Here is a 25,217-nt window from a genome sequence, read left to right as displayed (position 1 = left end):
CACCCGCTCCCCATGTCTTCCCCTTCTTCCGTCCCCACTACGCCGGACGCGCGTATTCAGTTTCTCGACCTGCTGGCCGACGCCCTGGCCAATGGCAGCCTCGGCAAGCTGGTGCTGGCACGCCATGTCGGCGCCGACCAGACGCTGCAGCGGATCATCGCCAAACCGGTGCTGATCAAGGGTGAGATGAACCTGCAACTGGTCTACCGCCACCAGACCCGCGACATCACCCGCAACCTGCCGCTGGGTCAAGTCCTCGCGCTGGTGGCTGAACTGTTGCCCGAGAGCTTTCGCAATGCCCATCTGTTTACCGCTGCCGGCGAAGTGCAACTGGAATTCACCAAGAAGGGCAAGCCGATGCTGCGCCGTCATCTGGCCCAGCAGGCTCCGCGCGAGGCGGCCGCGGGCGGGCATGACCGGGAGAAAAAGCGTTACCTGGAACTGTCACGGCCGTTCCTGCGCGACCTGGGGGTGACCGACGCGCAAGGTGCGCTGATCCCCTCGATGTCACGCAAATGGAAGCAGATCAACAAGTTCATCGAAGTCTTCGACCACGCCCTCATCAGCGCACCGGTGGCCGTGGAACAACTCCTGCGGGTTGCCGATTTCGGTTCGGGCAAGGGCTACCTGACCTTCGCCATGCACGACTACCTGCGCAACACCCTGGGGCGTGAGGCACAGGTCACCGGCGTCGAGCTGCGCCAGGACATGGTCGAGTTGTGCAATGCGGCAGCCGCGCGGCTGGAGCACCCCGGGCTGGTGTTCGAATGTGGCGACGTGCGTAGTGTGGTGCCTGAAGCCATCGAGGTGATGATCGCGCTGCATGCCTGTGATATCGCCACCGACTACGCCATCCATACCGGCATCCGTTGCAACGCCGCGATCATCATGTGCTCGCCGTGCTGCCACAAGCAGATCCGTCCGCAACTGCACAGCCCAGGCATGCTGCAGCCGATGCTGCAGTACGGCCTGCATCTGGGCCAGCAGGCCGAGATGCTTACCGACAGCCTGCGTGCGCTTTACCTCGAGGCCTGTGGCTACGAGACCAAGGTCTTCGAGTTCATTTCGTTGGAGCACACCAACAAGAACAAGATGATCCTCGCGGTCAAACGCCGACAGCCACAGGACAACACCGCGTTGCTGGAAAAGATCGGCCAGTTGAAGGCGTTCTATGGGGTTCGGGCGCATTGCCTGGAAACCCTGCTGCAGGCCGACGGGTTGATTGCCGGTTAGGCCGTTGCCCGTTTCAGAGGCTGTGGCAACGCTGCCCCTGGTTGCGCAAATTCCCTGTTTCCCTTAGGCCTTTTCCGAAGCTGAAGGAATGAGGCTTGTGGGCGTGCCGCAGATCCTGGGCTGGATCGGGAAGACACTCATCGGTGTTTTTTGGTTGTCACTTGACAACCTTATTCCCCTGTCCATACTGGAGCGCAATCGATGGCCCGCCCCACCCATCCCAGCAAGGAAATCGAGCAGACCCTGAAGTACGCCGAGGCGCAGGGCTGGACAGTCGTGGTGGGAGGCGGCCATTGCTGGGGGCGGATCTACTGCCCCAACAACGATCTCGAATGCCGTTGTGGTGAGTTCTGCATCACCAGTGTCTGGAGCACGCCCCGAAACCCAGCCACCTTTGCCCGCCAGTTGCGCAGGGTCGTGGACAACTGCACGTCGAGGGGTGTGAACCTCAAGTCGCAAAGCTGAGTGGAGCCATGACGATGGAATACGAATTCACCCTGAAGTACCAACTGGTCGATGGTGAGGATGTCGACATGTTGGTCGAGCAACTGGGGGAGGCTGGCTGTGATGACGCTGTCGTGGGGACTGGCCTGCCCGGCAGGATGGCCTTGTTCTTCACCCGCCAGGCTGGGTGTGCGAAGGACGCCCTTCACAGCGCCTTGGCGGATGTCCAGCGGGTTGTCCCGCAAGCCCGGTTGATCGAAGCCGCTCCCGATCTGGTGGGGCTGACCGATGTGGCGCAGCTGGTGGGGGTTTCCCGGCAGAACATGCGCAAGCTCATGCTCACCCATCCCCACAGTTTTCCGGCGCCGGTGCACGAAGGCACGGCCTCGATCTGGCACCTGGCCGATATCCTTTGCTGGATGCAGGCGCGAGGCACCTACACGGTGGCCCAGGACATCGTCGACCTGGCCCTGGCCGCGATGCGGGTGAACGTCGCCGCGGCGCACGAGCGGGTATGTGGTGAGGGGGAATGTTGAGCGGGTGGGCGATGCATTCCATTGCATCGCCCCTGGTCGACAGCCTCAGAAGAACCGCGTGACACTGATCTTGGCGTTGCGCCCGACGGTGTAGGCGTTCTCTCCAGAAAGCTCCGGCCGGATGGCCTTGTTGAACAGGTTGTCGACCGTCAGGTTCACCTCGGTGCCTTTCAGGTACGCCTGCTGCGGTTTCCAGTTGGCGAACAGGCCGTGGATCTCGTACTTCTCATTGCCAAAGTTGTCGTAGTAGCGGTCACCCAACGCACTGGCCGGGCCCTCGAAGTACTTGTCGCTGGGCAGGTGGTTGGTGGCACCGACGAACTGGGCGGTCCAGCCCACGCGGGCATCCCAGGCCGGGATCTTCACCCCCAGGGTGGTGATCCACTTCGGTGCCGGGACATCCTTGGCCCACACATCCGGCCCCCAGGGGTTGGTGTAGGCGCCTTCGTGGCGACCTTCCATCCACGAATAGGACACTGCGCCGAACAGGTAGGTCGAGTCGTAGAACGTCTCGACCTCGAAGCCTTTGTAGACCACGTCGCCGATGTTGCGGTAGTTGCCCATCAGGCCGTCGCCGCAGGTATTGGCAATGGTGCCACCAGTGACCAACTGCTGCTGGCAGCCGACGCCGGTGGCCTTGAAGATCTCGTCGGTGATCTTGTTGCGGAACAGCATGGTGCGCACCTGGGCGCTATCGCCCTGGGTGAACACGTTGGCGAAGTTACTGATGCTGCCCACGCGGATGCCGGTGATGCGCTCCGGGTCGAGGTCGCGGCTGGTCGAGGTGCGGCTGCCCACGCCCTGCACTTCGTACTGCTCGTCGAGCACAGGGGCGCGCCAGGTCTTGCTGTAGTCGGCGAACAGCGCGGTCTGTTCGGTCATCTTCCAGAACAGCGACAGGCGAGGCGACCAACCGCTGTAGGTCTTGTCGCTGTAATCGTGGCCGGCTACCGGGTTGTTGTAGTAGGGCGCGTCGTTGGGCTTGCCCTCGTTGGTGACGTGGTCATAGCGCAGCGACGGGGTGATGGTCAGGTCGCCCAGGGTGATGGCGTCCTGCAGGTAGTAACCCTGGCTGTCGACCTGGCCACTGGGCATGAAGTAAGGCTGGAAATTACCGTAGTTGTACTTGGGCACTTCATAGGTCTTGCCGGGCATCCACATCTGCGTGTCGCGGTCGTGGCGGCGCACCTGCACGCCAGCCGTGAGCGCGTGCTCCAGGGGGCCGGTGAGGAAGGTGCTGGTGTTCTTCACATCGAGCATGCGGTCCTTGTACTCGGTGTCCATCTTGCGCCCGCCGGTAGCCGGCTGGAAGAACGCCGTGGCGTCGCGCTCGTCGGTCTGCCGGGTGTCGGATTCGGAATACTTCACCTGCAAGTCGACCCATGGATTTTCGATGGGTTGGTACTTGTAGGTGGCCGACCAGGTGGTGTCGATGGTCGTGCGGTTGGCCAGGAAACGCTTGAGCGCGCCATCGTAGCCGTACTTCTTGATGTCTGCCGCGTTCGGTGGCGCCGGGAAGGCAGTCGAGGCGAAAGTGGTCCAGCGTTCGCTCTCGGAGCGCGACCAGGACAGGCCCAGGCTGTGCTCGTCGGTGAAGTGGATGTTGGTCTTGAGCAGCGCGCCGTCCAGGTCCAGGGCGCTATAGGGTACGCGCTGGGGGTTGACCGGCCACTGGTTGGTCGGGTCGGGCAGGCTGTCGGCCATCTTCAGGTTGCCGCCGTCGCGCTTGGTGTAATAGACCAGGCCGTCGATGCGCCCATCATCGGTACGGCCGAACAATGCTGAACTGTAGATTTGCTGGTGATCGTTGCTGGCATAGCCGTACTTGAGCATGGCGCCGCTGTTGCGGCCATCCTGCAACAGATCGCTGGCGTCCTTGGTTTCCATGTTGACGCTGCCGCCGAAGCCGCCATTGCCGGTCTTGACCGAATGTGGGCCTTTCTCGACCTCGATGTGCTTGATCAGCTCCGGCTCGATGAAGATGGTGCCCTGTTGGTAGCGTTCGAAGCCGCTCTTGGGCGCGCCATCGACGCTCATCGGCACGTCCTCGGCGTCGCCCAGGCCCCAGATGTTGATGGTCTGGCCACCGGGCTTGGCCGATCCGCCCATGTTCACCCCGGGCAGGGTGGCCAGGACGCTGGGGATGTTGTTTGGCTGGTAACGGTCGATCTGCTCCTGGTCCAAGGTCGAGCGCCCGACGTTGCCTGGGTCGACCTGCTGGCCATCGCCGACGATGCTCAAGGCGCCCAGCTGGATGCTATTGTCGGCGCTCGGGTCATCCTCACGCAGGCGCACCACGTAGGTGCTGCCCATGCGCACCACGCTGAAACGGCTGCCCACGAGCAGGCGGCTGATGGCCGCCTCGGCTTCGAAGTCACCTTTCAGTGCCGGGGCCTGGGCCTTGCCGAGCAGGGCCTCGTCGAACAACAGCTGAACCTTGGCCTGCTGCGCCAACTGGCTCAGCGAATGGGCCAGCGGTTGGGCGGGCAGGTCGAAGGCCACCGGGGCCGCCTCGGCGGCCAGGCTCATGGCCAGGCACAGGGCGAGCAGGGTGGGTCGGGCAGGCAGGCAGTGCAACGGACGCAACGCGGACAACATGGATTCCCCCAAACGGCAAAAGGCCGGAAAAAGGCCCGCCATCACGCGGCAGGCGAGGAGGAAGACGCGGCGTTGCGAAACTTCCTCACCTGCGAATGATAAAAATTCTCAAATTATTGTTTTCAACGCCGTTCGATGCGTAGGCGACCGTCCGCCAACAGGGTGGTCTTGACTGGCAGCAATGCCGGGAGCGCATTGAGCAGGGCGTCCGGATCATGCACATCGAGGTTGCCGGACACCTTGTAGCGCCCCAGTGCCGGGTCGGCGAGCAACACCGGCTGCTGGCGGTACAGGCCAAGCTCGTCGATCAGGCTGGCCAGCTCGCGGTTGCGAAAGCTCACATGCCCCTCGCGCCAGTCGGCCACGGGCTGTTCGCCCAGTTCATGGCGTACCAGGGTGCCGCGTGCCTGATCGTAGGTAGCGCCCTGGTGGGCGCCGAGCAGCAACGGCGGTTTTCGCTCGCCCGGGGTCTCGAAGGCCACCTGGCCATGGGCGACGCCGACCACCAGTTCCCGGTCGCCACGGCGCAGGTCGAAGCCGGTGCCCACGACGCGCACGCGGGCGCTGCCGGCATCGACGAACAGCGGGCGTTCCTTGTCGGGCGCCACCTCGATGTACAGCTGGCCATGGTCGAGGTGGATCAACCGGCGTTCGGCGGTGAAATCCAGGCGCAGGCGGGTCTGGGCATTGACGTACAACTGGCTGCCGTCGGGCAGGCGCAGGCTGCGCATTTCAGGGCTGGCAGCCAAGCGCTCGCTGTAGGTTGCGCTGCCGGCGTCCAGGTTGCCGACCAGTACCGTGGCCAACACCGCGGCCGCCGCCGCCAGCGCCGGGCGCCAGCGAGGGGCGCGACGCACTGGCAGGGGCACTGGCCGGCTGGCTTGCTTGAGGGCGGCGAGGTCGTCCCACAGCTGCTCGAACTGACGGTAGGCGCGGGCGTGCTCGGGGGTCTGCATCCACTGGGTGAACGCCTTGCGCTGATCCCGCGACGGCGCGTTGCGGTTGCGGCTGAACCAACTGGCTGCCTGGGCGTCGATGGGGCGCGGGTCGAGTTCGTCGATGGGGGTCATGGAAGCTGCTCCGTGCCGGTGTCACTGTCCAGGCGTTGCTTGCACTGCAGCAGGGCGGCGGCGATGTGCTTCTCGACCATGCTGACGGAAATGTTCATGCGTTCGGCGATCTGGGCCTGGGTCAGGCCTTCGAAGCGGTGCAGCATAAGGGCTTCTCGGCGTCGCGGCGAGAGTTCCGCGAGCACTTGGCGCAATTGATTCAGCCGCTGCTGCTGCTGGGCATGGTCAAGCGGCTCGTTGCCAGGGGTGGCCAGCTCATCGGCGAGGGCGTCATCCTCCAGCACCGCGTGGCGGACTTTCTGCCGGCGCCAGTGGTCGCTGAGCAGGTTGCGCGCGACCTGGAACAGGAAGGCCCGCGGCTGTTGCACCTTGGCGCGGTCGCGGTAACCCAGCCATTGGGCGAACACATCCTGGGTCATGTCCGCGGCATCGCTGGCATTGTCCATGCGCTTGCGCAGGAAGTGCAGGATGTCCGCGTAGAAACCACGGCAGGTTTCCTGGGCGGCGGGGTCGGGCTTGGGGCGCTGCATGCACGCTTTCCGGGCTGGCGTGGGAAAAGGTGCGGATCTTATCGATAATTATTTACATTTGCAAAATATTGCCCAAGCACTGATTTCAGCGCCGACGGTTGTGGCTGGCCGGCACGGTAATGGCCAGCTCGGCGAGGCCCAGCGGGTGGGTGGACGCGTCGAAGAAATGTAGTGAAACATCGTCAAGGTCGACGAAACGGTCGATGAAATGCTGCTTCTGGTTGATGATCGACGCTTCGCTCAAGGGGCGAATGGCAATCGCCAGGTGCTTTGGCCTGGCTTGGCGCAGCGCATCGAGCAGGTGCTGGTCACTGCTGTCCAGGTGTTGTCCGAACAGGCACACCCCTTCGTGCTCGCGGGCCAACTGGCCCAGGCACCAGGCCAGGTAGTCGGAGTTGCGGATCGCACGCAGCTTGTCGTCGCTACGGCTTTCGTTGACGAACAGCGGCACCTCACCGGGAATGTTGACGGCGAAGCCTTCAAGCAGTTCGGCCTGTTCGGCGCTGCGTCGGCGGGTGCTGCCGTCAGGGAGCTTGAGCAGGTGCATACCGCCGTGCAGGTGCATCACACGGACGCCTTGGCCACCGGTGCGACGCACATCGAAGAAGCCTTGTTCGTCGAACAGATCGGCGAAGCCTTCCGGGGTTTCGCCGATGGCCCAGGGCAGGATCAGGTCATAGTTGCTGGTGTAGACGTTCTGGTAATGGCGCAGGGCCTGGTTGATCGCCCTGCGGGTTGCCGCGCCGAGCAACGGCCAGGGCAGGTGCACGGCGCGCACCGCATGGATCAGTGCTTCCTTGATCGAGTAGTAGCGGTTCAGCGGCGCGGTGGAACTGATCGCCAGCGCGGCGTTGGCCCGCACCGTGGTGTTCAGGGTGCTGAGCACCGGCTCGAACAGTTCGCTGCCCAGGGCCTTGAACAGCGCCTGGTCGCTCACCCCCAACGCCTTGTGCCGCACGCGTTGGGCCTCCTCGAACAGCGAGAAATAGCCAAACGGTTTCCACAATGCGCGGCTGGCGCCGTTGCCCAGCAGCAGTGCCCTGCACGGGTGGCGTTGGTTGAGGTCGGCCCAGGCGGGCAGGTGGGCGTCGAGTGCGGGCATGGGCGGTCCGTTGGGTGTGGCGGAAAACGCGGGGACTTTAGCATGTCATGCAGAGTGTGCGAGGCTTGCGGCCTGCAGGAATCCACCGGCCCCTGCAACCACCTGTAGACAGCGGGCTTGCCCGTGAGGGGCCGGTACAGACAGACAAAGGACTACTTCGATGCACAAGACCCTCATCCAGGCCCTTGGCCTGACCACCCTGTTGGCCACGGGCGCTGCCCAGGCCGTCGATGGCCAGGCGCTTGCCCGTGCCCAGGGCATCCCGCAACCAGCGGTGATCGCCCACCGCGGCGCCTCGTTCGATGCCCCTGAATCCACCACGCCTGCCTACCAGCTGGCCCGCGAACTGGGCGCCGACTACCTGGAAATGGACCTGCAGCGCACCCGCGATGGCATGCTGGTGGTGGTCCACGACGATGTGCTGCTGCGCACCAGCGACGTCGCCGAACGCTTCCCCGAGCGCAAGAGCAGCCCGGTAAGCGCCTTCACCCTGGCGGAGCTCAAGTCGCTGGATGCCGGCAGCTGGTTCAACAAGGCCTACCCCGAGCGTGCCCGGGAGCACTTCAAGCAGCAGCGCATCCTCACCCTGGATGAAGTGATCGATATCGCCGAGGCGGATCCCAAGCGCCACCCAGGCCTGTACATCGAGACCAAGGAACCGGCCCAGTTCCCAGGGATCGAGCAGGACCTGAAGAAGCGCCTCGAGGCGCGGGGCTGGCTGGACAAACCGGGCAAGGTGGTGCTGCAGACCTTCGACCGCAACAGCCTCAAGCTGCTGCACGAGGCCATGCCGCAGGTGCCCAAGATCCTGTTGTTGTGGGTGGCCAAGGGCAGTGTCGAGCCGGCCTCGGGGCAGGACTTCGCCGAATCGGGTGAACAGGACAAGTCGGCCTTCTACGCACGCCAGCAGCCCAAGGACCGTGCCGAGTTCGAACGCTGGCTCGGTTTCGCCAAGGAAGGTGGCGCCATCGGTACCGGCCCTTCGGCAGTGCGCACGCACCTGGGTGAGCAGAGCTATTCCGACCTGATCCAGCCGTGGATGAACCAGGCAACCCATGAGCGCGGCATGCTGGTGCACGTCTACACCCTCGATGAAAAAGTGGACTTCGAGAAGGCCATGAAGGCGGGCGTGGACGGTATTTTCACCAACCGTGCGGGTGAGCTGATGCGCTTCTATGGCCGGCAGGTTGGCAAGGAAGGTCAATTGTTGAGCACCTTGGGCTACTGACAGGAACGACCTCGCCCCTGTAGGAGCGGCCTTGTGCCGCGAAAGGGCCGCAAAGCGGCCCCGGCGATCTTTGCTCGACAGTGAAATCCTGGGGCCGCTACGCAGCCCTTTCGCGGCACAAGGCCGCTCCTACAGGGATCGCGCATGAAGGTGGAGCGAGTTTACCCGCAGCCCCATGAGGTCGAACGGGTCCATGCGAGACTGGCGATGGCTGAATGAGATGTGTGAGAATGATAGGAATTCCTATTAACGAGCCTTGTCACAGTCCCGTGCAATGACCTCCCTTTCCGCGCCCTGGAACACCCATCCGGCCCTCCAGGCTGTCGTCGACGACCTGCTCGCCCATTACAGCGACCTGCGCCGCTACCTCTGCGGGCGTCTACGCAATCCCGACGATGCCGCCGACATCGCTCAGTCCAGTTTCGCCCAGGCCTATGCCCATGCGCTCAACGCCCCGGTGGTCAATGCCCGCGCCTTGCTGTTCCAGGCCGCGCGCAATCTGTGCATCGATCAATACCGGCGGCGCAGCACTGAACTGGCCGCGCTGGAGGACTGGCTGGCGAGGGCGGAGCTGCTGACGCCCAGCGTGGAAGACATCATGATCGCCCGCGAGCAGTTGCAACTGCTGATCACGCGGATCGAGCGCATGCCGCGCCTGCGCCGCGAGGTGTTCGTGCGCGTGCGCCTGCATGGCCACAGCCACCGGGAGGTGTGCGAGGCGTTGGGGCTGTCGGCGAAATCGGTGGAGCTGCATATCGCCCGGGCGGTGTTCGACCTTTCCGAACTACGTATGAGCGTGCGTGATGCTTGAGCCGGCCTCTGCGCGCAAGGTCCAGCAGGCCCTGGTCTACCTGGCCGCCCTGCAGGGCGACGACCCCGAGCGGGTGCGCCAGTTGGGCGACCAGGCGCAACGCTGGCGCGGCAGGAGTGACGAACACGAACGCGCCTGGCGGGAGGCCGAGCAGCGCTGGCAGATGGTTCACCGCATGACTCCGCAACTGCGTGCGGCGGTTCAGCCACAGGCATGCGATGCCGGTCGGCGACGGCTGTTGCGCCAGGGGGGCGCTTTGGCGTTGGTGCTCGGCGCCGGTGGCTGGTTGGGCTGGATGTTCAAGCGCACCGCACCCTTCCAGTACGACCTGCAGACCGCACACGCCGAAGCACCACGTTCACTGACCTTGCCCGATGGCAGCCAGTTGCTGGTGGCCGCCGAAAGCAACCTGCGGGTGCGCTTCAACCATGGCGAGCGCCAGGTCATGCTGTTGCATGGCAATGCCTTCTTCGATGTCGCCCATGAGCTCTGGCGGCCGTTCCTGGTCAGTACCCGGCTTGGGTTGGTGCAGGTGCTGGGAACGGCCTTCAGCGTCAGTGACCGGGGTGATCGGGTGCAAGTGGCCGTCGCCAGGGGGCGGGTACAGGTGCGTGGCCTGCAGGGTGGCGAGCAGACCCTCGTGGCCGGCGAGCGCATCTGCCTGGATGGCCAGGGCCAATTGGGCACATTGCGCGCCGGTGGCGCGTTCGGCCCCGATCTGGCGCATTGGCAGCGTGGCTGGTGGTCGTTCACCGACCAGCCCTTGAGCGAAGTGATCGGCGAGCTCAATGCCTATGTGACACGCCCGGTGGCCCTCGACCCTGGCGCCGGCGCCTTGCGCCTGACCGGCAGCTTCCCCAGCGACCAGCCCGAGGTGTTGCTCGAAGCACTGCCACGTGTGCTGCCGGTACGGTTGGTGGAGCAGGGCGGACAACGCTTGATCCTGCAGCGTTGATCCCCGTTCTCATGTGCCGAAATTTCTTTGAGGGGTAATTCGCGGCTGTCGCGTCATCAGCTGTGAACCCACCTTCTGCAAGGACCCATCATGTCGCTTTCCTCCACCCGCTTTCCCGGCACCCTGCGGCGCCTGGCCCTGGCGTGCGCCGGCCTGCTGGCGGCGCATGCGGCCCAGGCCGACAGCCTGCCGCTGACGCTCGACCTGCCGAGCCAGTCGCTGGAAGCCACGGTGCATGCACTGGCCCATGAATCTGGCGTGGCGATTGCCGCCGACAGCCGCCTGCTGTCCGGGCGCGGCGCTCCGGCGCTGCAAGGGCGCTACACGGTGCTGCAGGCCCTGCGCCAGGTATTGGCAGGCAGCGACCTGGTGGCGCTGGAGGAAAACGGCGTGATCATCCTGCGCGGCAGCGGCGGCGAGGATGGCGCCTTGACGCTTGGAGCCACCACAGTCAATGCCAGTGGGTTCGACAGCGACCTGCCGGAAAGCTACAGCGGTGGCCAGGTCGCCCGAGGTGCCCGCATCGGCCTGCTGGGCAACCGCGACATCATGGACACCCCGTTCAGCGTCAGCGCCTATACCGCCAAGACCATCGAGAACCAGCAGAGCGGCACGGTCGGCGCGGTGCTGCGCAACGACCCGTCGATCCGCTTCAGCACCGGCGAAGGGCATACCTACGAGAACTTCATGATTCGCGGCTACGCCCTGGACTCCACGGAGCTGGCGATGAATGGCCTGTACGGCCTGGCACCGGATGGCCATGTGCCAACCGAATTCCTCGAACGGGTCGAAGTGCTCAAGGGGCCAGGCGCGTTGCTCAGCGGCATGGCGCCCAATGGCGGCGTGGGCGGGGTGGTCAACCTGGTGCCCAAGCGTGCCGGTGAAGCACCGCTCACCCGCCTGACCACCAGCTATGTCTCCGATGGCTACGTGGCCGAACACATCGATGTCAGCCGTCGTTTCGCCGACAACCGTTTCGGTGTCCGCTTCAACGGCGTATATGGCAGCGGCGACACCGGCGTCGATGAACAGTCCAAGGACCGCACCCTGGCCTCCCTGGCCCTGGACTACCGAGGCGATGACTTCAAGCTCGCGCTGGATGCCTACGAAAGTCACGAGAAGATGGACAACGGCAGCCCGATGATGGCTGGCTTCAGCAAGCTGGGCTCTGTGACCAAGGCGCCCAAGCCCGACACCAACATCCTCGAAGGCATCAATGCCAAGCAGGTCAGCAAGGCGGTGACGCTACACGGCGAGTACCAGTTCGACGACAGCTGGACGGCCTACGCCAGCGTCGGCGGCGCACGTACCCGCTATGACGGTTTCCTCAATGGCACCCGGGTGATCGTCACCAAGCCGGACGGCACCGCCACGGGCGAGACCTACAACCAGGCGGGCTACACCCACAGCCTGTCCACCGAGGCCGGCCTGCGCGGCAATTTCATGACCGGGCCGGTCAGCCACCAACTGGTACTCAGCACCACGCTGCTGCACCAGGACATCGGCCGCGCGCCGACCGTCACCGGCAAGGGCTACACCACCAACATCTACCACCCCGGCAAGGCAATCATCGCCGGCGACCATGGCAGCAGCGTCAAGACTGGCGACAACACGCTTTCCAGCTTCGCCGTGGCCGACACCCTGGGCTTCGTCGACGATCGCGTGCTGCTCACCCTGGGTGCCCGCGCCCAGCGCGTGCGACAGAAGATGAGCACCCCATCCTACGATGAGCGCAAGGTGACCCCCGCCGTGGGCATCGTGCTCAAACCGTGGGATGCGCCGGTATCGTTGTACGCCAACTACATCGAAGGCCTGACCCAGGGCGGCATGGTTACCGATGTGAAGGCCGCCAACTACAACGAGCAGTTCGCCCCGTATGTCGCCAAGCAGTTGGAGGCGGGCGTGAAGTGGGACCTGGGCGACTTCACCCATACCCTGGCGCTGTTCCAGATCGAAAAGCCGAGCATGATCTACGACAAGGCCAGCAACCGTTACAACGACGACGGCGAGCAGCGCAACCGCGGCGTGGAGTGGACGATGTTCGGCGAAGTCACACCCGATGTGCGCCTGCTGGGGGGCGTGACCTACACCCGCGCCGTGCTGACCAAGACCGCCAACGGCGCAATGGACGGCAACACCGCACGGGGCGTGCCGGCTTGGTCGGCCAACCTGGGCGCCGAGTGGGACCTGCCCTGGGTCGATGGCCTGACCCTGACCGCGTTGGGCATCCACAGCAGCTCGCAGTACCTCGACAGCGCCAACCAGCTCAAGATCCCACAGTGGACCCGTTACGACCTCGGTGCGCGCTATGCCACCAAGGTGCTGAGCAAGGACGTGACCCTGCGCGCCAGCCTGGAGAACGTCGAGAACCGCGCCTACTGGGCCGGCGTGTTCAACGACGGTTACGCCACCGTCAGCGAGCCGCGCACCCTCAAGCTCTCCGCCAGCGTCGACTTCTGAGGTGGGCATGCAGCGATTGACCCGCGCCCTGGTGCTGCTGGCCGCCTGTTCCGGGGCGGCAATGGCAGCCGATGAACTCCGCCTGGAGCCCGGCAAGGCCGTGAACGGGCAGGCCGGTGCGACAAGCTCGCCGGCCTGGCAGCTGTCGCTGAAGGCCGGCGACCTGGTGCGAGGCCGCCTCGATGGCGATGTCAGCCTGCGCCTGCTCGATGCCCAGGGGAAGCCCTTGCGTCTGTTGGTCGATGGCCTGGACCAGCCGCGAGAGTTTCTCTTCGTGGCTGGGCAGGATGGCCGCTACCTGGTGCGTGCCGAGGCGCTGGCGATCCGCCCTGACGAACGTTTCAGCCTACGCCTGGATCAGGTGCTGGCGGTGGCTGATCAACAGAGAAGCCCGGCAACCCTGGCCAGCCCGATCCTGCGTACGCTGTCGGAGGCCTTGGTCAAAGGCGAATCAACCGATGCGTTCTGGATTGCCCGAGGCGCTGAAGGGACGCCAATGGTCGAAGCGATTCCCGACCACCCTGACCAACGCCTGGTGACTTTCCTGTGGCGTGGCGCACGCGACAACGTGCGGATGTTCGGCGCCCCCACAGGCAATCATGAGTCGCTCTACCGTCTGGGCCAGAGCGATGTCTGGTACCGCAGCTTCGAGGTGCCGGCCAGCGCCCGGCTGAGCTACCAGATGGCTGCCGATGTGCCGGTTTCGGATGATCGTCGGGTGATTCTCGCCACCACGCGGCAGGACCCGCTCAACCCGAACAGCTTCGCCGATGGCAGCGGCGATCCGTGGTTGTCGCGCTCCCGCCTCGAACTGCCGGACGCCGCGCCTCAGCCTTGGGTCGCGATGCGCGACGGCGTGGCGCGTGGCAGCATGGAGCGCAAGCGCCTGGCCAGTCGATTGCTGGGCAACGAACGGGATATCTACCTGTACCGATCGGTCGGCTGGCGGCCAGGCAAGGCCGATCAAGGGCTGCTGGTGCTGTTCGACGCCCATGCCTACACCCGTCAGGTACCGACCCCGACGATCCTCGACAACCTCATCGCTGATGGCCTGATCCCGCCGACGGCCGCGATCATCATTGCCAACCCCAGCGACCTCAGTCGCCAGCAGGAACTGCCGCCCAGCCCGTTGTTCGCCCGTTTCATGGCCGAGGAACTGATGCCCTGGGCACGCCAGCAGGGCCTGGCGGCATCGGCCTCGCGCACCGTGGTCGCCGGTTCCAGTTTCGGTGGCCTGGCCTCGGCCTACATGGGCTTGATGCACCCGGAATTGTTCGGCAATGTGCTCAGCCTGTCGGGTTCGTACTGGTGGGCACAGGAGGGTGAGGAGCCGGGTTGGTTGACCCGCGAGTACGTCAAGGCACCGCGCAAGGCGCTGCGTTTCTACCTCCAGGCCGGGCTGTTCGAAGGCCCGAGGATCCTCGACACCAATCGTCACCTGCGCGATGTGCTGCTGGCCAAGGGGTATGCGGTGGAGCAGGCGGAGTATCCGGCTGGGCACGACTACCTGCAGTGGCGCGGCAGCCTGCCTTGCGGGTTGATCAGCTTGATCGGTCGCGGTACCCAGGTACAGCCCCAGACTTGCGTACCGAAGTAGTCGGATCAGGGAGACCCCGATGGTGCCCGGTCTTCACTAATGGCAAAGTGCCGGTCTCCAGCGGCCCGCGCTGGAGACCCGTCACAAGGAGCTAGTGTGAAATCCAGGATCTTGGCTGTGTTAGCCTGCAGCCTGTTGTTTGCCCCGGGCGCCGATGCCCAGGATATTGCCACGCTGTACCAGAGCTATGAGCAGAAAGGCTATTCCACGCTGAGCATGGAAGAGCTGAACCAGCCGGTGCAGATCACCGCAGTGGCCCTGGGTGTGTCGACCAATCTCAAGGGCGCGCCGATACTTGCCGCTGGTGATGACGATGGCTATGAACTGGCCCGCCTGCGCGGGGCCGACAGTGCCCAGGACGAGCAGATGAAAGCGCTGCACCCGGGCCAGAAGTTCGACGCCGAATGCGTACTGCAATTCACCTCCGGCAGTGATTACCTGTCGTTCAACCAATGCACGTTCAACTGAGCAAGGATGTTCTCATGAAAGGATCGCTTCGTTACCTCACCCTGGCCGGCTGCCTGGCCGCGTTCTCCGCTTCGGCTGCCGATTCGGCCCAGGTCGCCCTGTTCACGGCACTGGCCAAGTGCGAGGCCAGCGCGCAGCAGGTGGAGGCCTTCAACAAGATGGTCGATGCCGAGCAACTGACCTTCACCAAGGATGAGGCGCACAGCCCTTGGGGCGGCGCCGCCTGGCAAGTCACGCCGGCCTTGAGCATCAACGGCGTGTCGTCCGCCACCCTGGTGATGACCGACCGTTTCAGCTTCTACCTGCAGAGCAGCAGCACCGCGCCCCTGGCCGATGCCGCCAAGCTCGCCAGCGCGCTCAAGCTGAAGAAGACGCTCGATACCGATGGTTATGTCGACTACCAGCGTGAGCTGGAAAGCAAGGGCACGTTGCGCGTGGTATCGACCGAAGACAAGGATCGCGACCTGTACGTCGGTTGCAGCTACCCGCAGGCCTGAGGCGGGAAGTGCATTGCAGGCCCGGAACGCCCGGGCCTTCAGTGAGCAAGCGCCTTGAGCACATGCTCGGGGTCATTGTGCAGTGCCCGAAGCAATGCCTTGGCGGGGCCGGTGGGCTCACGACGCCCCTGTTCCCAGTTGCGTAACGTGGCGACCTGCACGTCGATCATCTCGGCGAAGCGTACCTGGGACAGGCCGGTGCTCTTGCGAATATTGCGGACCTGAAGTGCATCGATTTCGAACTGGCGGGAAGGCTGGCGTTGCCCCTGGATGATTTCATCCATCTGTTCAACGCTTTGCATCAGCTCTTCGAAAAATCGGCTCATGGGTGTCTCCAGTGTTCGATGACGGCTTTCAGTGCCTTGCGCTGTTCGGTGGACAAGTCCTGTTGCTCGTTCTTGGGGTAGATGTAGAGCATGGCGATTTGCGCCGCAGCGTTGAAGTGGTAGTAGATGACCCGGGCGCCACCTCGTTTTCCATGCCCGTTCGCTGCAATGCGGAGCTTGCGCAAGCCACCGGTGCCCTCGATGAGGTCACCTGCATCCGGGGCAATCAAGAGACGAACCTGCAGCAGCCGGTAAGTCTCATCGTCGAGCAGTTCCTTTACGCGTTTGGTGAAGATGGCCGTTTCGGTGAAGAGCATAGCAGGGAGTGCGCCATTGGCGTAGTCGATGTTGTAACAACGCTACTTGGGAAAAGGTGGACCGTGGCAAGGGCACGGGATAGCAAGGCTATCGAAGGCACTGCTGCCACGACATCATTCACCTCTGGCAATGCCGTAGTCCCTTTCCCTCAATCTTTGGACGGCACCTGCCGGTTCCTGTTTCGCCACACCCGATACGCCCTGATCCCCGCCCGCACCGAACCGAACAGCAGCTTGTCCTCCATCTCCCGGGCCATGCCCGAGCGCACCAGCATGCGCAGGAAAGTGCCGCGTGCGCGGGCGATGGCGAAGTGAATGCCCTGGGCGGCGAGGGTGTCGCGCACTTCGCGCAGGGCCGCGACGCCGCTGACATCGATGCTGGTTACCGCCTCGGCGTCGAACAGCACCACCTGTACCTGCTGTTCACCCTGCACGGCTTCGAGCAGGCGCATCTTGAAGTAGTCGGCGTTGAAGAACAGGATCGCGTCGTCGAAGCGGTACACCACCAGCCCCGGCAGGGTGCGGGCGTCCTTGTGCTGGCGCACGTCGACCTGGCCGTCGACGCCGGGCAACCAACCGAGCACGGCGTCGGTGGGTTGGTAGATGCTGTAGAGCAGGCGCAGGATCGCCAGGGTCACGGCGAACACGATGCCCGGCAACACCCCCAGGCCAAGCACGCCGACCGTGGTCAGCAGGCACAGCCAGAACTCGAAGCGGCTGAGCCGACGGATGGTCTTCAGCGACCTCACGTCGATCAGCCCCCAGCCAGCCATCAGCAGTACGGCGCCCAGCGCGGGCTGGGGGATCCAGGCCATGGGCGCGGTGAAGAACAGCAGGATCAGGGCAATCACCAGCGCGGCGATGATCCCCACCAGCTGGCTCTTGCCGCCGACCATGTCGTTGACCGCCGTGCGCGAGTCGGCGCCACTGATGGCGAAGCCCTGGGACACGCCTGCGGCCAGGTTGCTCACCCCCAGGGCGACGAACTCATGGTTGGCGTTGATGGCATAGCCGTGGCGGGCGGCGAAGCTGCGGGCGGTGAGCATGGCGCTGCAGAAGCTGATGGTGGCGATACCCAGGGCGTCGCGCAGCAGGCTCTTGGTTTCCTCCAGGTTGCTTTGTGGCCAGGCCAGCTCCGGGATGCCCGCTGGCACCGGGCCGAGGATCGCCACGCCCAGGCGGTCCCAACCGAACAGGCCGGCCAGCGCAGTGAACACCACCACGGTGACCAGCGCGGCCGGCAGGCGCGGGAAGCGGCGCGGCAGCCCGATCAGCAGGCCCAGCCCGACGAGGCCAATGGCCAGGCTCAACCAGTGGATCTCGCCCAGGCGTTGGAGCAGGTTGACAAGGCTGAGAATGAAACCGTCGCCCTCGATCTTGAACCCCACCACTTTCGACAGCTGCCCGGCGATCAGGCTCAGGCCGATGCCGTTGAGGTAGCCGATCAGGATAGGCCGCGAGAAGAAGCTGGCGATGAATCCGGCTCGCGCTACTCCCGCAGCAATCAGCATCGCGCCGACCAGCACGGTGACGATTACCGACAGCTCGGCGATGCGGTGCGGGTCGCCCATGGCCAGGGGCGCCACGGCGCCGCCGATCATCGCGCAGGTGGCCGCGTCAGGGCCGACCATCAGCTGGCGCGAGCTGCCGATCAGGGCATAGACGATCATCGGCAGCACGCAGGCGTACAAGCCGTACTGCGGCGGCAGGCCGACGATCTGCGCATAGGCGATGGCAATGGGTATCTGGATCGCGGCCACGGACAGGCCAGCCTGCAGGTCGGCATGGAACCACTCGCGGCGGTAGTGCAGCAGGTTGGCCAGGCCCGGTAGCCAGCGGGAGAGAAACATGGGCAGTCCTTTGAGAATGTTTCAACAAGCTTAGGCGGTTAAGCACCTGAAGCCGCTGCGCATTCAAGCCAATCGACCGGGGTTTGGCCATGGGCCAGATCAAGGAAAGCCGTAGAAACGAAAAAAGGAGCCGAGGCTCCTTTTGACAGCGATGACGTTACCGGAACGCCATGCGGGGAATGCGATGTGGAGCGGGTAGAGGGAATCGAACCCTCAACTAAAGCTTGGGAAGCTTTCGTTTTGCCACTAAACTATACCCGCGTTTGCGCCCGACTTTTTACCATAACTCCCTCCGTATTAGAAGCCCCAGGTTATAAAAAAGCCTGTCGGCGACCTGTAGCCCGCGGGTAACAGGGCCCACAGGACGCCGATGCGCTCAGATAGCCAGTGCATGCTGCGCGTGCACCGGTGTGTAGCGTTGGCGGGCCTCGCGCACGGCCGGCTTGAGGAAGCCGAGCATGGCCGAACGCGTGTCCTCGCAGGCGCCTTTGTGCTCCATGTCGAGGAAGTGGCCGGCATCGCGGATCACGCTGAAGTGGCTCTGCCCCACATGCCGGGCGAACTGGCGGGCATCCTCGACGGTGGTGTACTCATCGCGGTCACCGTTGATGAACAGCACCGGGATGTCGATGTTGCACGCGGCCTTCAGCGCCCGCTCCAGGTCGTGGTCGAGCACCTGGTTGATGTGGAAGTGCATCTGCGCGTACTCGTGGCTGTCCAGGCTGCTGACATGCCGATAGTTGAAGCGCTTGAACAGCGACGGCAGGTACTTGCCGATGGTGTCGTTGACCAGATTGCCCACCTGGTAGCGGTCACAGGCGGCCAGGTACTGGCAACCGCGATCCAGGTAGTCGCGCATCGGTGCGTTGATCACCGGCGAGAACGAACTGACGATGGCCTTCCTCACCCGCCGCGGCTGGTGCGCCAGCGCCAGCAGCGTGCAGGCGCCACCCCAGGAGAACGACAGCACGTGGTCGGCCTGGAAGTGCTCGATCAGCTCGAGCAGGATGTGCGCCTCGGTCTCCTTGGTGAGCAGGCGCTCCTGGCGGTTGTGGGGTTTTGATTTGCCGGCGTAGGGCTGGTCGTACAGCACCACGTTGAATTGCGGGTGCAGGCTGCGCACCGTCTGGGCGAAGGACGCCGTGGTGGCCAGCGAGCCATTGATCAGGATGATCGTCTTCTCGGCGCCTTGCGCGCGATGGAACTCCGTGTAAACCCGGTACTGCCCTTGGATATCAAGTACAGCGATTTCTGGCCTCATGTCATCGACTCCTGGCGCAAAAAGGGTATTCGCGTCACCTAGGGTGCACGTTCTTTATGACAGGTAGGCATTTGCCTGGAAGAGAAACCGGTGGGCCCTTGTGTCGATCCTTGACGCGTGTGTCGACGGTATTGTTGTTGCGGGCGATTTGCCATGCCCCAGGGCGTCGAGGCGCTGGGTGGCCGGCAAAGGGCGTCCGATCTGCGGCGTGACTTGCTGGTCACTTGCAGACTGACGATTCGATTCAAGCAGCGAGGCGCGGATCGCGCAAGTGCCGTTCGGTGAAAAATGTGACTCGGGGAGGGCGGTGGTCGTGTGGTGGTTCCGACTGCTTCACGGGCAATCACGACCTCTGTAGGAGCGGCTTCAGCCGCGATCACCCGCCAAGCGGGTGCCAGATTACGCGGTGTCTGTATCGCGGCTAAAGCCGCTCCTACAGAGCGCTCTGACCGCATTGATTTCTTCGCAGGTGAGCTCCCTGTACTCACCTGGCGCCAACCTCGGATCCAGCGCGATGGCCCCCATTCGCTCCCGATGCAACCCCACCACCTTGTTCTGGAAATACCCGAACATCCGCTTCACCTGGTGATAACGCCCTTCGACGATCGCCAGCCGTGCCTCCCGGGGGCCGAGGATGTCCAGCTGGGCGGGCAGGGTGGTGAGGTTTTCGAAGGCGAAGTAGAACCCTTCGCGGAACTTGTCGACGTAATGCGCGCCGATTTCATCCTCTGTCCGCACGCGGTAGATCTTCGGCAACTTGGTCTGCGGCTGGGTCAGCCGTCGCGACCACTGCCCGTCGTTGGTCAGGATCATCAGGCCGGTGGTGTTGTAGTCCAGGCGCCCGGCAATGTGCAGGTCGTCACGCAGTTCGGCGGGCAGCAGGTCGAGCACCGTGGGGTGCTGTGGGTCATGGGTGGCGCTGACGCACCCCACGGGCTTGTGCAGCATCAGGTAGCGGGCGGGACGCCCGGGCTGCACGATCTGGTCATCCACCTCGACACGGCTGAACTCGCGCACTTCATGCAACGGATCGCTTGCCGCCTCGCCGTCAACGCGCACGCGCTTGCTCGCCAGCAGCAGGCGCACTTGCTGGCGGTTGTAGCAGGGCAGGTTGCCGAGGAATCGGTCGAGGCGCATGGCGGGAAGGTCGTGGGAAATCGGCGCGCAGTCTAGCGGATCACGGGTATTTGCGCTGCCTTGAGTTGTTCGTCCACCGCCGCGCAACGCGGGCACAGGCAGGCTTTGTCGCGCAGCTCGGCCGGCAGCGCCTCGAGGATGGCAGGGTCAATGCTCACGTTGAAGCACCAGCAACCTTGGGTGGCGTTGCGTGGGTCGGCCAGGCCGCATTGGTTGGCGGCGCCGCAGGCCGGGCAGCGCTGGGGGTCAGTCATGGTCGGTTCCGGGCAGTTCGCTGCAGACGCGGTTGCGGCCGCTCTGCTTGGCACGATAAAGGGCATGGTCGGCGCGGGTCAGCAGGCTGTGCAGGGTGTCTTCACGCTGCAGGCTGGACAAGCCGATGCTGGCGGTCAGGCGCAGCGGCTGCTCGTTGTAGCTGAAGATCAGTTGCTCGGTACGCCGGCGGATCTTCTCCGCCACCTCGATGGCCTGGCGCCCGTGGGCTTCGCGCAGCAGCACGATGAACTCCTCGCCGCCCCAGCGGCAGAGTATATCGGACTGGCGCAGGCTGCCTTGCAGCACGTTGGCGAACTGGCGCAGCACTTCGTCGCCGGCCAGGTGGCCATGGGTGTCGTTGAGCGCCTTGAAGTGGTCCAGGTCGATCAGCAGGGCGACCAGTGGCGCGCTGTCGCGTTGCGCCTCGACCAGCGCCTGGCCGGCCAGCAGGTCGAAGCTGCGGCGGTTGGGCAGGCCGGTGAGGCTGTCGAGGGTGGCCAGCGCGGCGGCGTTGTCCTGGTGGCGCTTGATCATGGCGTTGAGCAGCGACAGCACCACCAGGGTGATCATCGCGCAGATCGCCAGGTTCAGGTACAGCGACTGGCGGATGCGGTCCAGGGCGCCGCTCTCGCGCTTGTCCACCAGCAGGTACCAGCCCAGTTCCGGCAGCAGGCGCACGTTGAGGAAGTGGCTGTGGCCATCGTTGTCGTGGTACTCGTGGCTGCCTTCGGCGGGTGCAGGAAGGTGTGCCAGCAGGTCCTGCCACTGGTTGCTGTCGCTCAGTTGCTGGCCGGCACGCAGGCCGTGGGGGCCACCGTCGGAGCCGGTCAGCAGCACCTTGCCCTGGGCGTCGGCGAACAGCACCGCGCGCTGGTAACGCCGTTGATAGTCGTCGATCAGGCGCACCACCGACTCCACGCTCAGCCCCACGCCCACCGCGCCGATGAAGCGCTGCTGGTAGTCGAGCACGCGATGGTTGATGAACACCGTGAGCTTGTCCTGGTTGGCCATGTCCAGGTCGACGTTGATCTCATAGGGTTTGGTTGATTGGCGCAGGCGGAAGTACCAGGCGTCGCGCCAGCTGTCGGGCCTGACCTGCTTGAGCACGCCCTTGGCCTGGTAGTAGGTGAGGCTGCGGTCGGAGACGAAGAAGCTGGTGCAGGTGTCCTGGGTGCCCATCACCTCGCCCAGGAAGCGGGTGATGCGCCGGGTGTCTTGCTCGCCGCCCAGCACCCAATCACGCAGGAAGGTGTCCTGGGCCATCATCGACGAGATCAGCACCGGGCGGATCAGGTCTTTCTGGATTTCCGAATAGACGGTGTCGGAAGTCAGCGGCAGCTCGGTGTTGACGATGCCGTCGCGGATCGCCCCGCGCGAGGCGTAGTAGCTCAGCAGCGAGGTGGCCAGGAAGCCGCAGGCCAGCAACAGCAGCAGGGTGAGGATCAGCGAGCGTTGCGAGAACAGGGCGGACGGTGAAGGCATGATCTTCCCGAGAGGTGTGCCGGTGGCCATATTCTAGTGAGATGACCGAAAAATGACTGCATGTTTTTCAGGGCTATACGGGCTGTTTCAATTTGTTGCAGAAATGGCACTGAACCCTGGCGCCGCTGTCTGATGCAATGTCGATCAACGCATCGTCGTCGACGCCTGCCAGCGCCGCTGTGCCGGGCCCTTTCGCGGTCCAGGAGGCCGCCATGTACCCACGCATCCTGCTCGTTGTCCTGATGGGACTGCTGACATCCGCCTGCGCGCCTTACTACGAGCGCGATGGCTATTACCGCAGCGACTACTACACCACCGATCGCTACGTGTACCCGGGTTATTACCGCCAAGATCATTACTACGTGGCGCCACAGCCGCGTTACTACTACCAGCCCGCACCGCGTTACTACCGGCCGGCGCCGGTGCCGCAGTACCGTGCGTATCCGCCGCCCAGCCAGCAGCCGCGCTGGCAGGGCAACCCGCGGTACGACTACGGCAACCGCCAGCGCTATGACTATGGGCGGGATCGAGAGCGCAACGATTACCGCAATGACAACCGGGGTGGCCAGGGCGATCGCTGGCATTCCAATGGACGCGGGGACCATGACCGGCGGCCGGACGGTGGGCGGGGAGGGGATCGCAACTGGCAGCGGTGATCGTTGTTCGAACGCAGGGAGTTGGGTCCTCTGTAGGAGCGGCTTTAGCCGCGATGCAGGCAACGCGGTGTCCGGCACCCGCTGCACGGGTGATCCCTGTAGGAGCGGCTTCAGCCGCGATGCAGGCAACGCGGTGTCCGGCACCCGCTGCACGGGTGATCCCTGTAGGAGCGGCTTCAGCCGCGATGCAGGCAACGCGGTGCCCGGCACCCGCTGTGCGGGTGATCGCGGCTGAAGCCGTTCCTACCTGGTCATGGGGCCGGTACCGTTCACCCCAAGTCCGCCAGCGGATGGCGCCCCTCCCACACCTTGGTGAAATGCGCCTCGACCACCGCCGCTGGCACTTGCGCCACATCCGGCCAATGCCAGTGCGGCGTGTTGTCCTTGTCCAGCAACCGCGCCCGAACCCCCTCGCTGAACTCCGGATGACGGCAGCAGTTCAGGCTCATGGTGTACTCCATCTGGAACACCTGGGCTAACGACAGGTAACGCGCACGGCGGATCTGTTCCCACACCAGGTGCGCGGTCAGCGGGCAGCCTTCGTGCAAGCGCTGGCCCGCCGCCGCCAGCAGTGGGTCGGCATGCCGGGCCAGGCCACTGAGCGCACGCCAGGCGGCCACCGGGTCGGCCACATCGAGCACTTCATCGATCACCGCCCGGCGCGCCAGCCACTGCCCCTCGGGCAATTCGGCGCAGGCGCGGTGCTGTTCGGCCTTGAGCAGGCTGTTCAGCTGCAACTCGGTCTGCTCTTGCCAGTTCAGTTGCAGCAGTTCTTCGATCAACGCTTCCTGCTGATGCTCGCCAAAGAAGCGGTCGGCCAGCCCCAGGTCGAGGGCATCGCGGGCATTGATCGGTGCGCCGGTCAGCCCCAGGAACAACCCCAGCTTGCCCGGCAGCCTGGCAAGGAACCAGCTGGCGCCGACATCCGGGTACAGCCCGATGCTGATTTCCGGCATGGCCAGGCGGCTGCTGGGGGTGACGATGCGCACGCCCGCACCCTGCAACAGCCCCATGCCGCCACCCAGCACATGGCCATGGCCCCAGCACAGCAGCGGCTTGGGGTAGGTGTGCAGGCGATGGTCCAGGCGGTATTCGTGGGCGAAAAAGGTGGCGGCCAGCGGCGGTACGCTTCCAGGGTGGTCGCGGCAGGCCTGGACCAGCGCACGCACATCACCACCGGCGCAGAAGGCCTTGGGCCCGTTTCCGCGCAGCACGACGCAGACGATGCCCGGGTCCTGCGCCCAGGCTTGCAAGTGCTCGTCGAGCACCTCGATCATCGGCAGAGTCAGGGCATTGAGTGCCTTGGGGGCATCGAGGGTGGCGATGCCGATGCGGGCGCCGTCGGCGCCGGTGAGTACCTCGCAGTGAATGCTCATGGGCAACCTCGCGCAAGTCATCCCCTCAGTATGGCCCGTCGCGCCGTGGCTGCCGGTCGCCGGTCGGATCGATTGACAAGCCGGCGAGGCTTTCCTAGTGTCGCGCCACTTTGCTATTGGATGCCCCCATGACCGACGACGATCGCATCAAGCTCGAACCCAGCTGGAAGGCCGCGCTGCGCGCCGAGTTCGACCAGCCCTACATGCACCAGCTGCGCGAGTTCCTGCGCCAGGAATACGCCGCCGGCAAGGAGATCTACCCGCCCGGGCCGCTGATCTTCAACGCCCTGAACTCCACCCCGCTGGAGCAGGTCAAGGTGGTCATCCTCGGGCAGGACCCGTACCACGGGCCGGGTCAGGCCCACGGCCTGTGCTTCTCGGTGCAGCCCGGCGTGCCCGCGCCACCGTCGCTGGTGAACATCTACAAGGAACTGCAGCGCGACCTGAACCTGCCCATCCCCAACCACGGCTACCTGCAGAGCTGGGCCGAACAGGGCGTGCTGCTGCTCAACACCACCATGACCGTGCAGCGGGCCAATGCCGCTTCCCACGCGAAGAAGGGCTGGGAGTTCTTCACCGACCGGATCATCCAGGTGGTCAGCGAGCAGTGCCCGAACGTGGTGTTCCTGCTGTGGGGCGCCCATGCCCAGAGCAAGCAGAAGCTGATCGATGGCACCCGCCACCTGGTGCTCAAGTCGGTGCATCCGTCGCCGTTGTCGGCCTATCGCGGGTTCTTTGGCTGTGGGCATTTCAGCCGGGCCAATGGCTTCCTGCAGCAGCATGGGATGGCGCCGATCGACTGGTCATTGCCAGTGCTGTAAGAAACCGGACCTGTTAATTCTGCTAGTTTTGTCCTGAGTGCCGCTGGCGTAGATTCAAGCCAAATCATCGTTTGGTTGAATCTACGCAGAGGCTTCTCAAATGACAGTGTCCGAACCCTCGAAAGCTCCGTTGCTTGAGAGCGATCTCCCCCCCATATCGCCAGCACTCACGGTTGTGGACGCGCTTCCGCTGATGGCGGACGAAGA

At 64.5% G+C, this 25,217-nt stretch carries 24 protein-coding genes and 1 tRNA gene; 12 read left to right on the top strand and 13 right to left on the bottom strand.

Annotated features, from left to right (window positions below; genetic code table 11):
• Positions 1–12: 12 nt before the first annotated feature.
• The 3 genes from NGM28_RS15505 (at position 13) to NGM28_RS15495 (ending at position 2,213) form a co-directional block, all read left to right on the top strand.
• Positions 13–1,233, top strand: a complete 1,221-nt coding sequence (locus tag NGM28_RS15505) for a class I SAM-dependent methyltransferase (protein ID WP_252090692.1) — start codon at positions 13–15, stop codon at positions 1,231–1,233.
• 201 nt (positions 1,234–1,434) lie between these two features.
• A complete protein-coding gene (locus NGM28_RS15500) occupies positions 1,435–1,698 on the top strand; it encodes a hypothetical protein (protein WP_252090691.1) in 264 nt (87 codons plus the stop codon).
• Between the two features lie 14 nt (positions 1,699–1,712).
• Positions 1,713–2,213 carry a helix-turn-helix transcriptional regulator gene (locus NGM28_RS15495; RefSeq protein ID WP_252090690.1) on the top strand — a complete coding sequence of 167 codons (501 nt, stop codon included), beginning with the start codon at positions 1,713–1,715 and terminating at the stop codon, positions 2,211–2,213.
• Between the two features lie 45 nt (positions 2,214–2,258).
• On the opposite strand, the gene NGM28_RS15490 is transcribed toward NGM28_RS15495, so the two are convergent.
• The 4 genes from NGM28_RS15490 to NGM28_RS15475 form a co-directional block, all read right to left on the bottom strand.
• Entirely contained in the window at positions 2,259–4,811 is a 2,553-nt protein-coding gene (locus NGM28_RS15490; protein WP_252090689.1) for a TonB-dependent receptor, read from the bottom strand.
• 122 nt (positions 4,812–4,933) lie between these two features.
• Entirely contained in the window at positions 4,934–5,881 is a 948-nt protein-coding gene (locus tag NGM28_RS15485; RefSeq protein ID WP_240065049.1) for a FecR family protein, read from the bottom strand.
• Positions 5,878–6,411 carry an RNA polymerase sigma factor gene (locus NGM28_RS15480; protein WP_240065050.1) on the bottom strand — a complete coding sequence of 178 codons (534 nt, stop codon included), beginning with the start codon at positions 6,409–6,411 and terminating at the stop codon, positions 5,878–5,880. The genes NGM28_RS15485 and NGM28_RS15480 overlap by 4 nt, the downstream gene beginning before the upstream one ends.
• Positions 6,412–6,496: 85 nt before the next feature.
• Positions 6,497–7,513 (bottom strand): DUF4917 family protein, encoded by a 1,017-nt coding sequence (locus NGM28_RS15475; protein WP_252090688.1) that lies wholly within the window; start codon positions 7,511–7,513, stop codon positions 6,497–6,499.
• Between the two features lie 160 nt (positions 7,514–7,673).
• Here NGM28_RS15475 and NGM28_RS15470 point away from each other — a divergent pair, with 160 nt between their 5' ends.
• From NGM28_RS15470 to NGM28_RS15440, 7 genes are all read left to right on the top strand, one after another.
• A complete protein-coding gene (locus NGM28_RS15470) occupies positions 7,674–8,741 on the top strand; it encodes a glycerophosphodiester phosphodiesterase (RefSeq protein WP_252090687.1) in 1,068 nt (355 codons plus the stop codon).
• A 274-nt stretch (positions 8,742–9,015) separates the two neighbouring features.
• Positions 9,016–9,552 carry an RNA polymerase sigma factor gene (locus NGM28_RS15465; RefSeq protein WP_240065053.1) on the top strand — a complete coding sequence of 179 codons (537 nt, stop codon included), beginning with the start codon at positions 9,016–9,018 and terminating at the stop codon, positions 9,550–9,552.
• Entirely contained in the window at positions 9,545–10,507 is a 963-nt protein-coding gene (locus NGM28_RS15460; protein WP_252090686.1) for a FecR family protein, read from the top strand. The genes NGM28_RS15465 and NGM28_RS15460 overlap by 8 nt, the downstream gene beginning before the upstream one ends.
• Positions 10,508–10,597: 90 nt before the next feature.
• Positions 10,598–12,967 (top strand): TonB-dependent receptor, encoded by a 2,370-nt coding sequence (locus NGM28_RS15455; RefSeq protein WP_252090685.1) that lies wholly within the window; start codon positions 10,598–10,600, stop codon positions 12,965–12,967.
• 7 nt (positions 12,968–12,974) lie between these two features.
• Positions 12,975–14,564 (top strand): alpha/beta hydrolase-fold protein, encoded by a 1,590-nt coding sequence (locus tag NGM28_RS15450; RefSeq protein WP_252090684.1) that lies wholly within the window; start codon positions 12,975–12,977, stop codon positions 14,562–14,564.
• A gap of 96 nt (positions 14,565–14,660) precedes the next feature.
• A complete protein-coding gene (locus NGM28_RS15445) occupies positions 14,661–15,032 on the top strand; it encodes a hypothetical protein (RefSeq protein WP_249746185.1) in 372 nt (123 codons plus the stop codon).
• A gap of 14 nt (positions 15,033–15,046) precedes the next feature.
• A complete protein-coding gene (locus NGM28_RS15440; protein ID WP_240065058.1) occupies positions 15,047–15,529 on the top strand; it encodes a hypothetical protein in 483 nt (160 codons plus the stop codon).
• A 38-nt stretch (positions 15,530–15,567) separates the two neighbouring features.
• On the opposite strand, the gene nadS is transcribed toward NGM28_RS15440, so the two are convergent.
• The 8 genes from nadS to NGM28_RS15400 form a co-directional block, all read right to left on the bottom strand.
• Positions 15,568–15,855 carry a NadS family protein gene (gene nadS / locus NGM28_RS15435; RefSeq protein WP_240065059.1) on the bottom strand — a complete coding sequence of 96 codons (288 nt, stop codon included), beginning with the start codon at positions 15,853–15,855 and terminating at the stop codon, positions 15,568–15,570.
• Positions 15,852–16,172 (bottom strand): type II toxin-antitoxin system RelE/ParE family toxin, encoded by a 321-nt coding sequence (locus NGM28_RS15430; RefSeq protein ID WP_252090683.1) that lies wholly within the window; start codon positions 16,170–16,172, stop codon positions 15,852–15,854. Before NGM28_RS15430 ends, nadS begins: the two co-directional genes overlap by 4 nt.
• A gap of 149 nt (positions 16,173–16,321) precedes the next feature.
• Positions 16,322–18,022 (bottom strand): SulP family inorganic anion transporter, encoded by a 1,701-nt coding sequence (locus NGM28_RS15425; RefSeq protein WP_240065061.1) that lies wholly within the window; start codon positions 18,020–18,022, stop codon positions 16,322–16,324.
• A 187-nt stretch (positions 18,023–18,209) separates the two neighbouring features.
• Positions 18,210–18,283: transfer RNA gene (locus tag NGM28_RS15420), tRNA-Gly, on the bottom strand.
• Between the two features lie 115 nt (positions 18,284–18,398).
• Complete coding sequence (locus NGM28_RS15415; RefSeq protein ID WP_240065062.1) at positions 18,399–19,283, bottom strand: alpha/beta fold hydrolase; 885 nt, start codon at positions 19,281–19,283, stop codon at positions 18,399–18,401.
• 399 nt (positions 19,284–19,682) lie between these two features.
• A complete protein-coding gene (locus tag NGM28_RS15410) occupies positions 19,683–20,420 on the bottom strand; it encodes a 16S rRNA pseudouridine(516) synthase (protein WP_252090682.1) in 738 nt (245 codons plus the stop codon).
• A 32-nt stretch (positions 20,421–20,452) separates the two neighbouring features.
• Positions 20,453–20,674: a cysteine-rich CWC family protein gene (locus NGM28_RS15405; RefSeq protein WP_252090681.1), complete on the bottom strand. Its 222-nt coding sequence runs from the start codon at positions 20,672–20,674 to the stop codon at positions 20,453–20,455.
• On the bottom strand, positions 20,667–22,157 hold the full coding sequence (locus NGM28_RS15400; RefSeq protein ID WP_252090680.1) for a sensor domain-containing diguanylate cyclase: 1,491 nt from the start codon (positions 22,155–22,157) through the stop codon (positions 20,667–20,669). Before NGM28_RS15400 ends, NGM28_RS15405 begins: the two co-directional genes overlap by 8 nt.
• A 212-nt stretch (positions 22,158–22,369) precedes the next feature.
• Between NGM28_RS15400 and NGM28_RS15395 the strand changes: the two genes are divergently transcribed.
• Positions 22,370–22,813 carry a hypothetical protein gene (locus NGM28_RS15395; protein WP_252090679.1) on the top strand — a complete coding sequence of 148 codons (444 nt, stop codon included), beginning with the start codon at positions 22,370–22,372 and terminating at the stop codon, positions 22,811–22,813.
• A gap of 269 nt (positions 22,814–23,082) precedes the next feature.
• Here NGM28_RS15395 and dspII read toward each other — a convergent pair whose 3' ends face one another.
• Positions 23,083–24,189 (bottom strand): enoyl-CoA hydratase/isomerase DspII, encoded by a 1,107-nt coding sequence (gene dspII / locus NGM28_RS15390; protein ID WP_252090678.1) that lies wholly within the window; start codon positions 24,187–24,189, stop codon positions 23,083–23,085.
• A 128-nt stretch (positions 24,190–24,317) separates the two neighbouring features.
• Between dspII and ung the strand changes: the two genes are divergently transcribed.
• Positions 24,318–25,010, top strand: coding sequence for a uracil-DNA glycosylase (gene ung / locus NGM28_RS15385; protein ID WP_240065068.1), 693 nt, complete (start codon positions 24,318–24,320; stop codon positions 25,008–25,010).
• The last annotated feature ends 207 nt before the right edge of the window (positions 25,011–25,217 follow it).

Origin of the sequence: Pseudomonas sp. MWU13-3659, from assembly GCF_023757525.1 — a bacterium.
GTDB lineage: Bacteria > Pseudomonadota > Gammaproteobacteria > Pseudomonadales > Pseudomonadaceae > Aquipseudomonas > Aquipseudomonas entomophila_E.
Note: the sequence above shows the minus strand (reverse complement) of the source record. Positions and strands in the feature narration are given on the sequence as shown.

Bases quoted from the DNA above. Each gene is read 5' to 3' on its own strand.
- NGM28_RS15505 (WP_252090692.1), top strand. From the start codon at position 13: ATGTCTTCCCCTTCTTCCGTCCCCACTACGCCGGACGCGCGTATTCAG.
- NGM28_RS15500 (WP_252090691.1), top strand. From the start codon at position 1,435: ATGGCCCGCCCCACCCATCCCAGCAAGGAAATCGAGCAGACCCTGAAG.
- NGM28_RS15495 (WP_252090690.1), top strand. From the start codon at position 1,713: ATGGAATACGAATTCACCCTGAAGTACCAACTGGTCGATGGTGAGGAT.
- NGM28_RS15490 (WP_252090689.1), bottom strand. From the start codon at position 4,811: ATGTTGTCCGCGTTGCGTCCGTTGCACTGCCTGCCTGCCCGACCCACC.
- NGM28_RS15485 (WP_240065049.1), bottom strand. From the start codon at position 5,881: ATGACCCCCATCGACGAACTCGACCCGCGCCCCATCGACGCCCAGGCA.
- NGM28_RS15480 (WP_240065050.1), bottom strand. From the start codon at position 6,411: ATGCAGCGCCCCAAGCCCGACCCCGCCGCCCAGGAAACCTGCCGTGGT.
- NGM28_RS15475 (WP_252090688.1), bottom strand. From the start codon at position 7,513: ATGCCCGCACTCGACGCCCACCTGCCCGCCTGGGCCGACCTCAACCAA.
- NGM28_RS15470 (WP_252090687.1), top strand. From the start codon at position 7,674: ATGCACAAGACCCTCATCCAGGCCCTTGGCCTGACCACCCTGTTGGCC.
- NGM28_RS15465 (WP_240065053.1), top strand. From the start codon at position 9,016: ATGACCTCCCTTTCCGCGCCCTGGAACACCCATCCGGCCCTCCAGGCT.
- NGM28_RS15460 (WP_252090686.1), top strand. From the start codon at position 9,545: ATGCTTGAGCCGGCCTCTGCGCGCAAGGTCCAGCAGGCCCTGGTCTAC.
- NGM28_RS15455 (WP_252090685.1), top strand. From the start codon at position 10,598: ATGTCGCTTTCCTCCACCCGCTTTCCCGGCACCCTGCGGCGCCTGGCC.
- NGM28_RS15450 (WP_252090684.1), top strand. From the start codon at position 12,975: ATGCAGCGATTGACCCGCGCCCTGGTGCTGCTGGCCGCCTGTTCCGGG.
- NGM28_RS15440 (WP_240065058.1), top strand. From the start codon at position 15,047: ATGAAAGGATCGCTTCGTTACCTCACCCTGGCCGGCTGCCTGGCCGCG.
- nadS (WP_240065059.1), bottom strand. From the start codon at position 15,855: ATGAGCCGATTTTTCGAAGAGCTGATGCAAAGCGTTGAACAGATGGAT.
- NGM28_RS15430 (WP_252090683.1), bottom strand. From the start codon at position 16,172: ATGCTCTTCACCGAAACGGCCATCTTCACCAAACGCGTAAAGGAACTG.
- NGM28_RS15425 (WP_240065061.1), bottom strand. From the start codon at position 18,022: ATGTTTCTCTCCCGCTGGCTACCGGGCCTGGCCAACCTGCTGCACTAC.
- NGM28_RS15415 (WP_240065062.1), bottom strand. From the start codon at position 19,283: ATGAGGCCAGAAATCGCTGTACTTGATATCCAAGGGCAGTACCGGGTT.
- NGM28_RS15410 (WP_252090682.1), bottom strand. From the start codon at position 20,420: ATGCGCCTCGACCGATTCCTCGGCAACCTGCCCTGCTACAACCGCCAG.
- NGM28_RS15405 (WP_252090681.1), bottom strand. From the start codon at position 20,674: ATGACTGACCCCCAGCGCTGCCCGGCCTGCGGCGCCGCCAACCAATGC.
- NGM28_RS15400 (WP_252090680.1), bottom strand. From the start codon at position 22,157: ATGCCTTCACCGTCCGCCCTGTTCTCGCAACGCTCGCTGATCCTCACC.
- NGM28_RS15395 (WP_252090679.1), top strand. From the start codon at position 22,370: ATGTACCCACGCATCCTGCTCGTTGTCCTGATGGGACTGCTGACATCC.
- dspII (WP_252090678.1), bottom strand. From the start codon at position 24,189: ATGAGCATTCACTGCGAGGTACTCACCGGCGCCGACGGCGCCCGCATC.
- ung (WP_240065068.1), top strand. From the start codon at position 24,318: ATGACCGACGACGATCGCATCAAGCTCGAACCCAGCTGGAAGGCCGCG.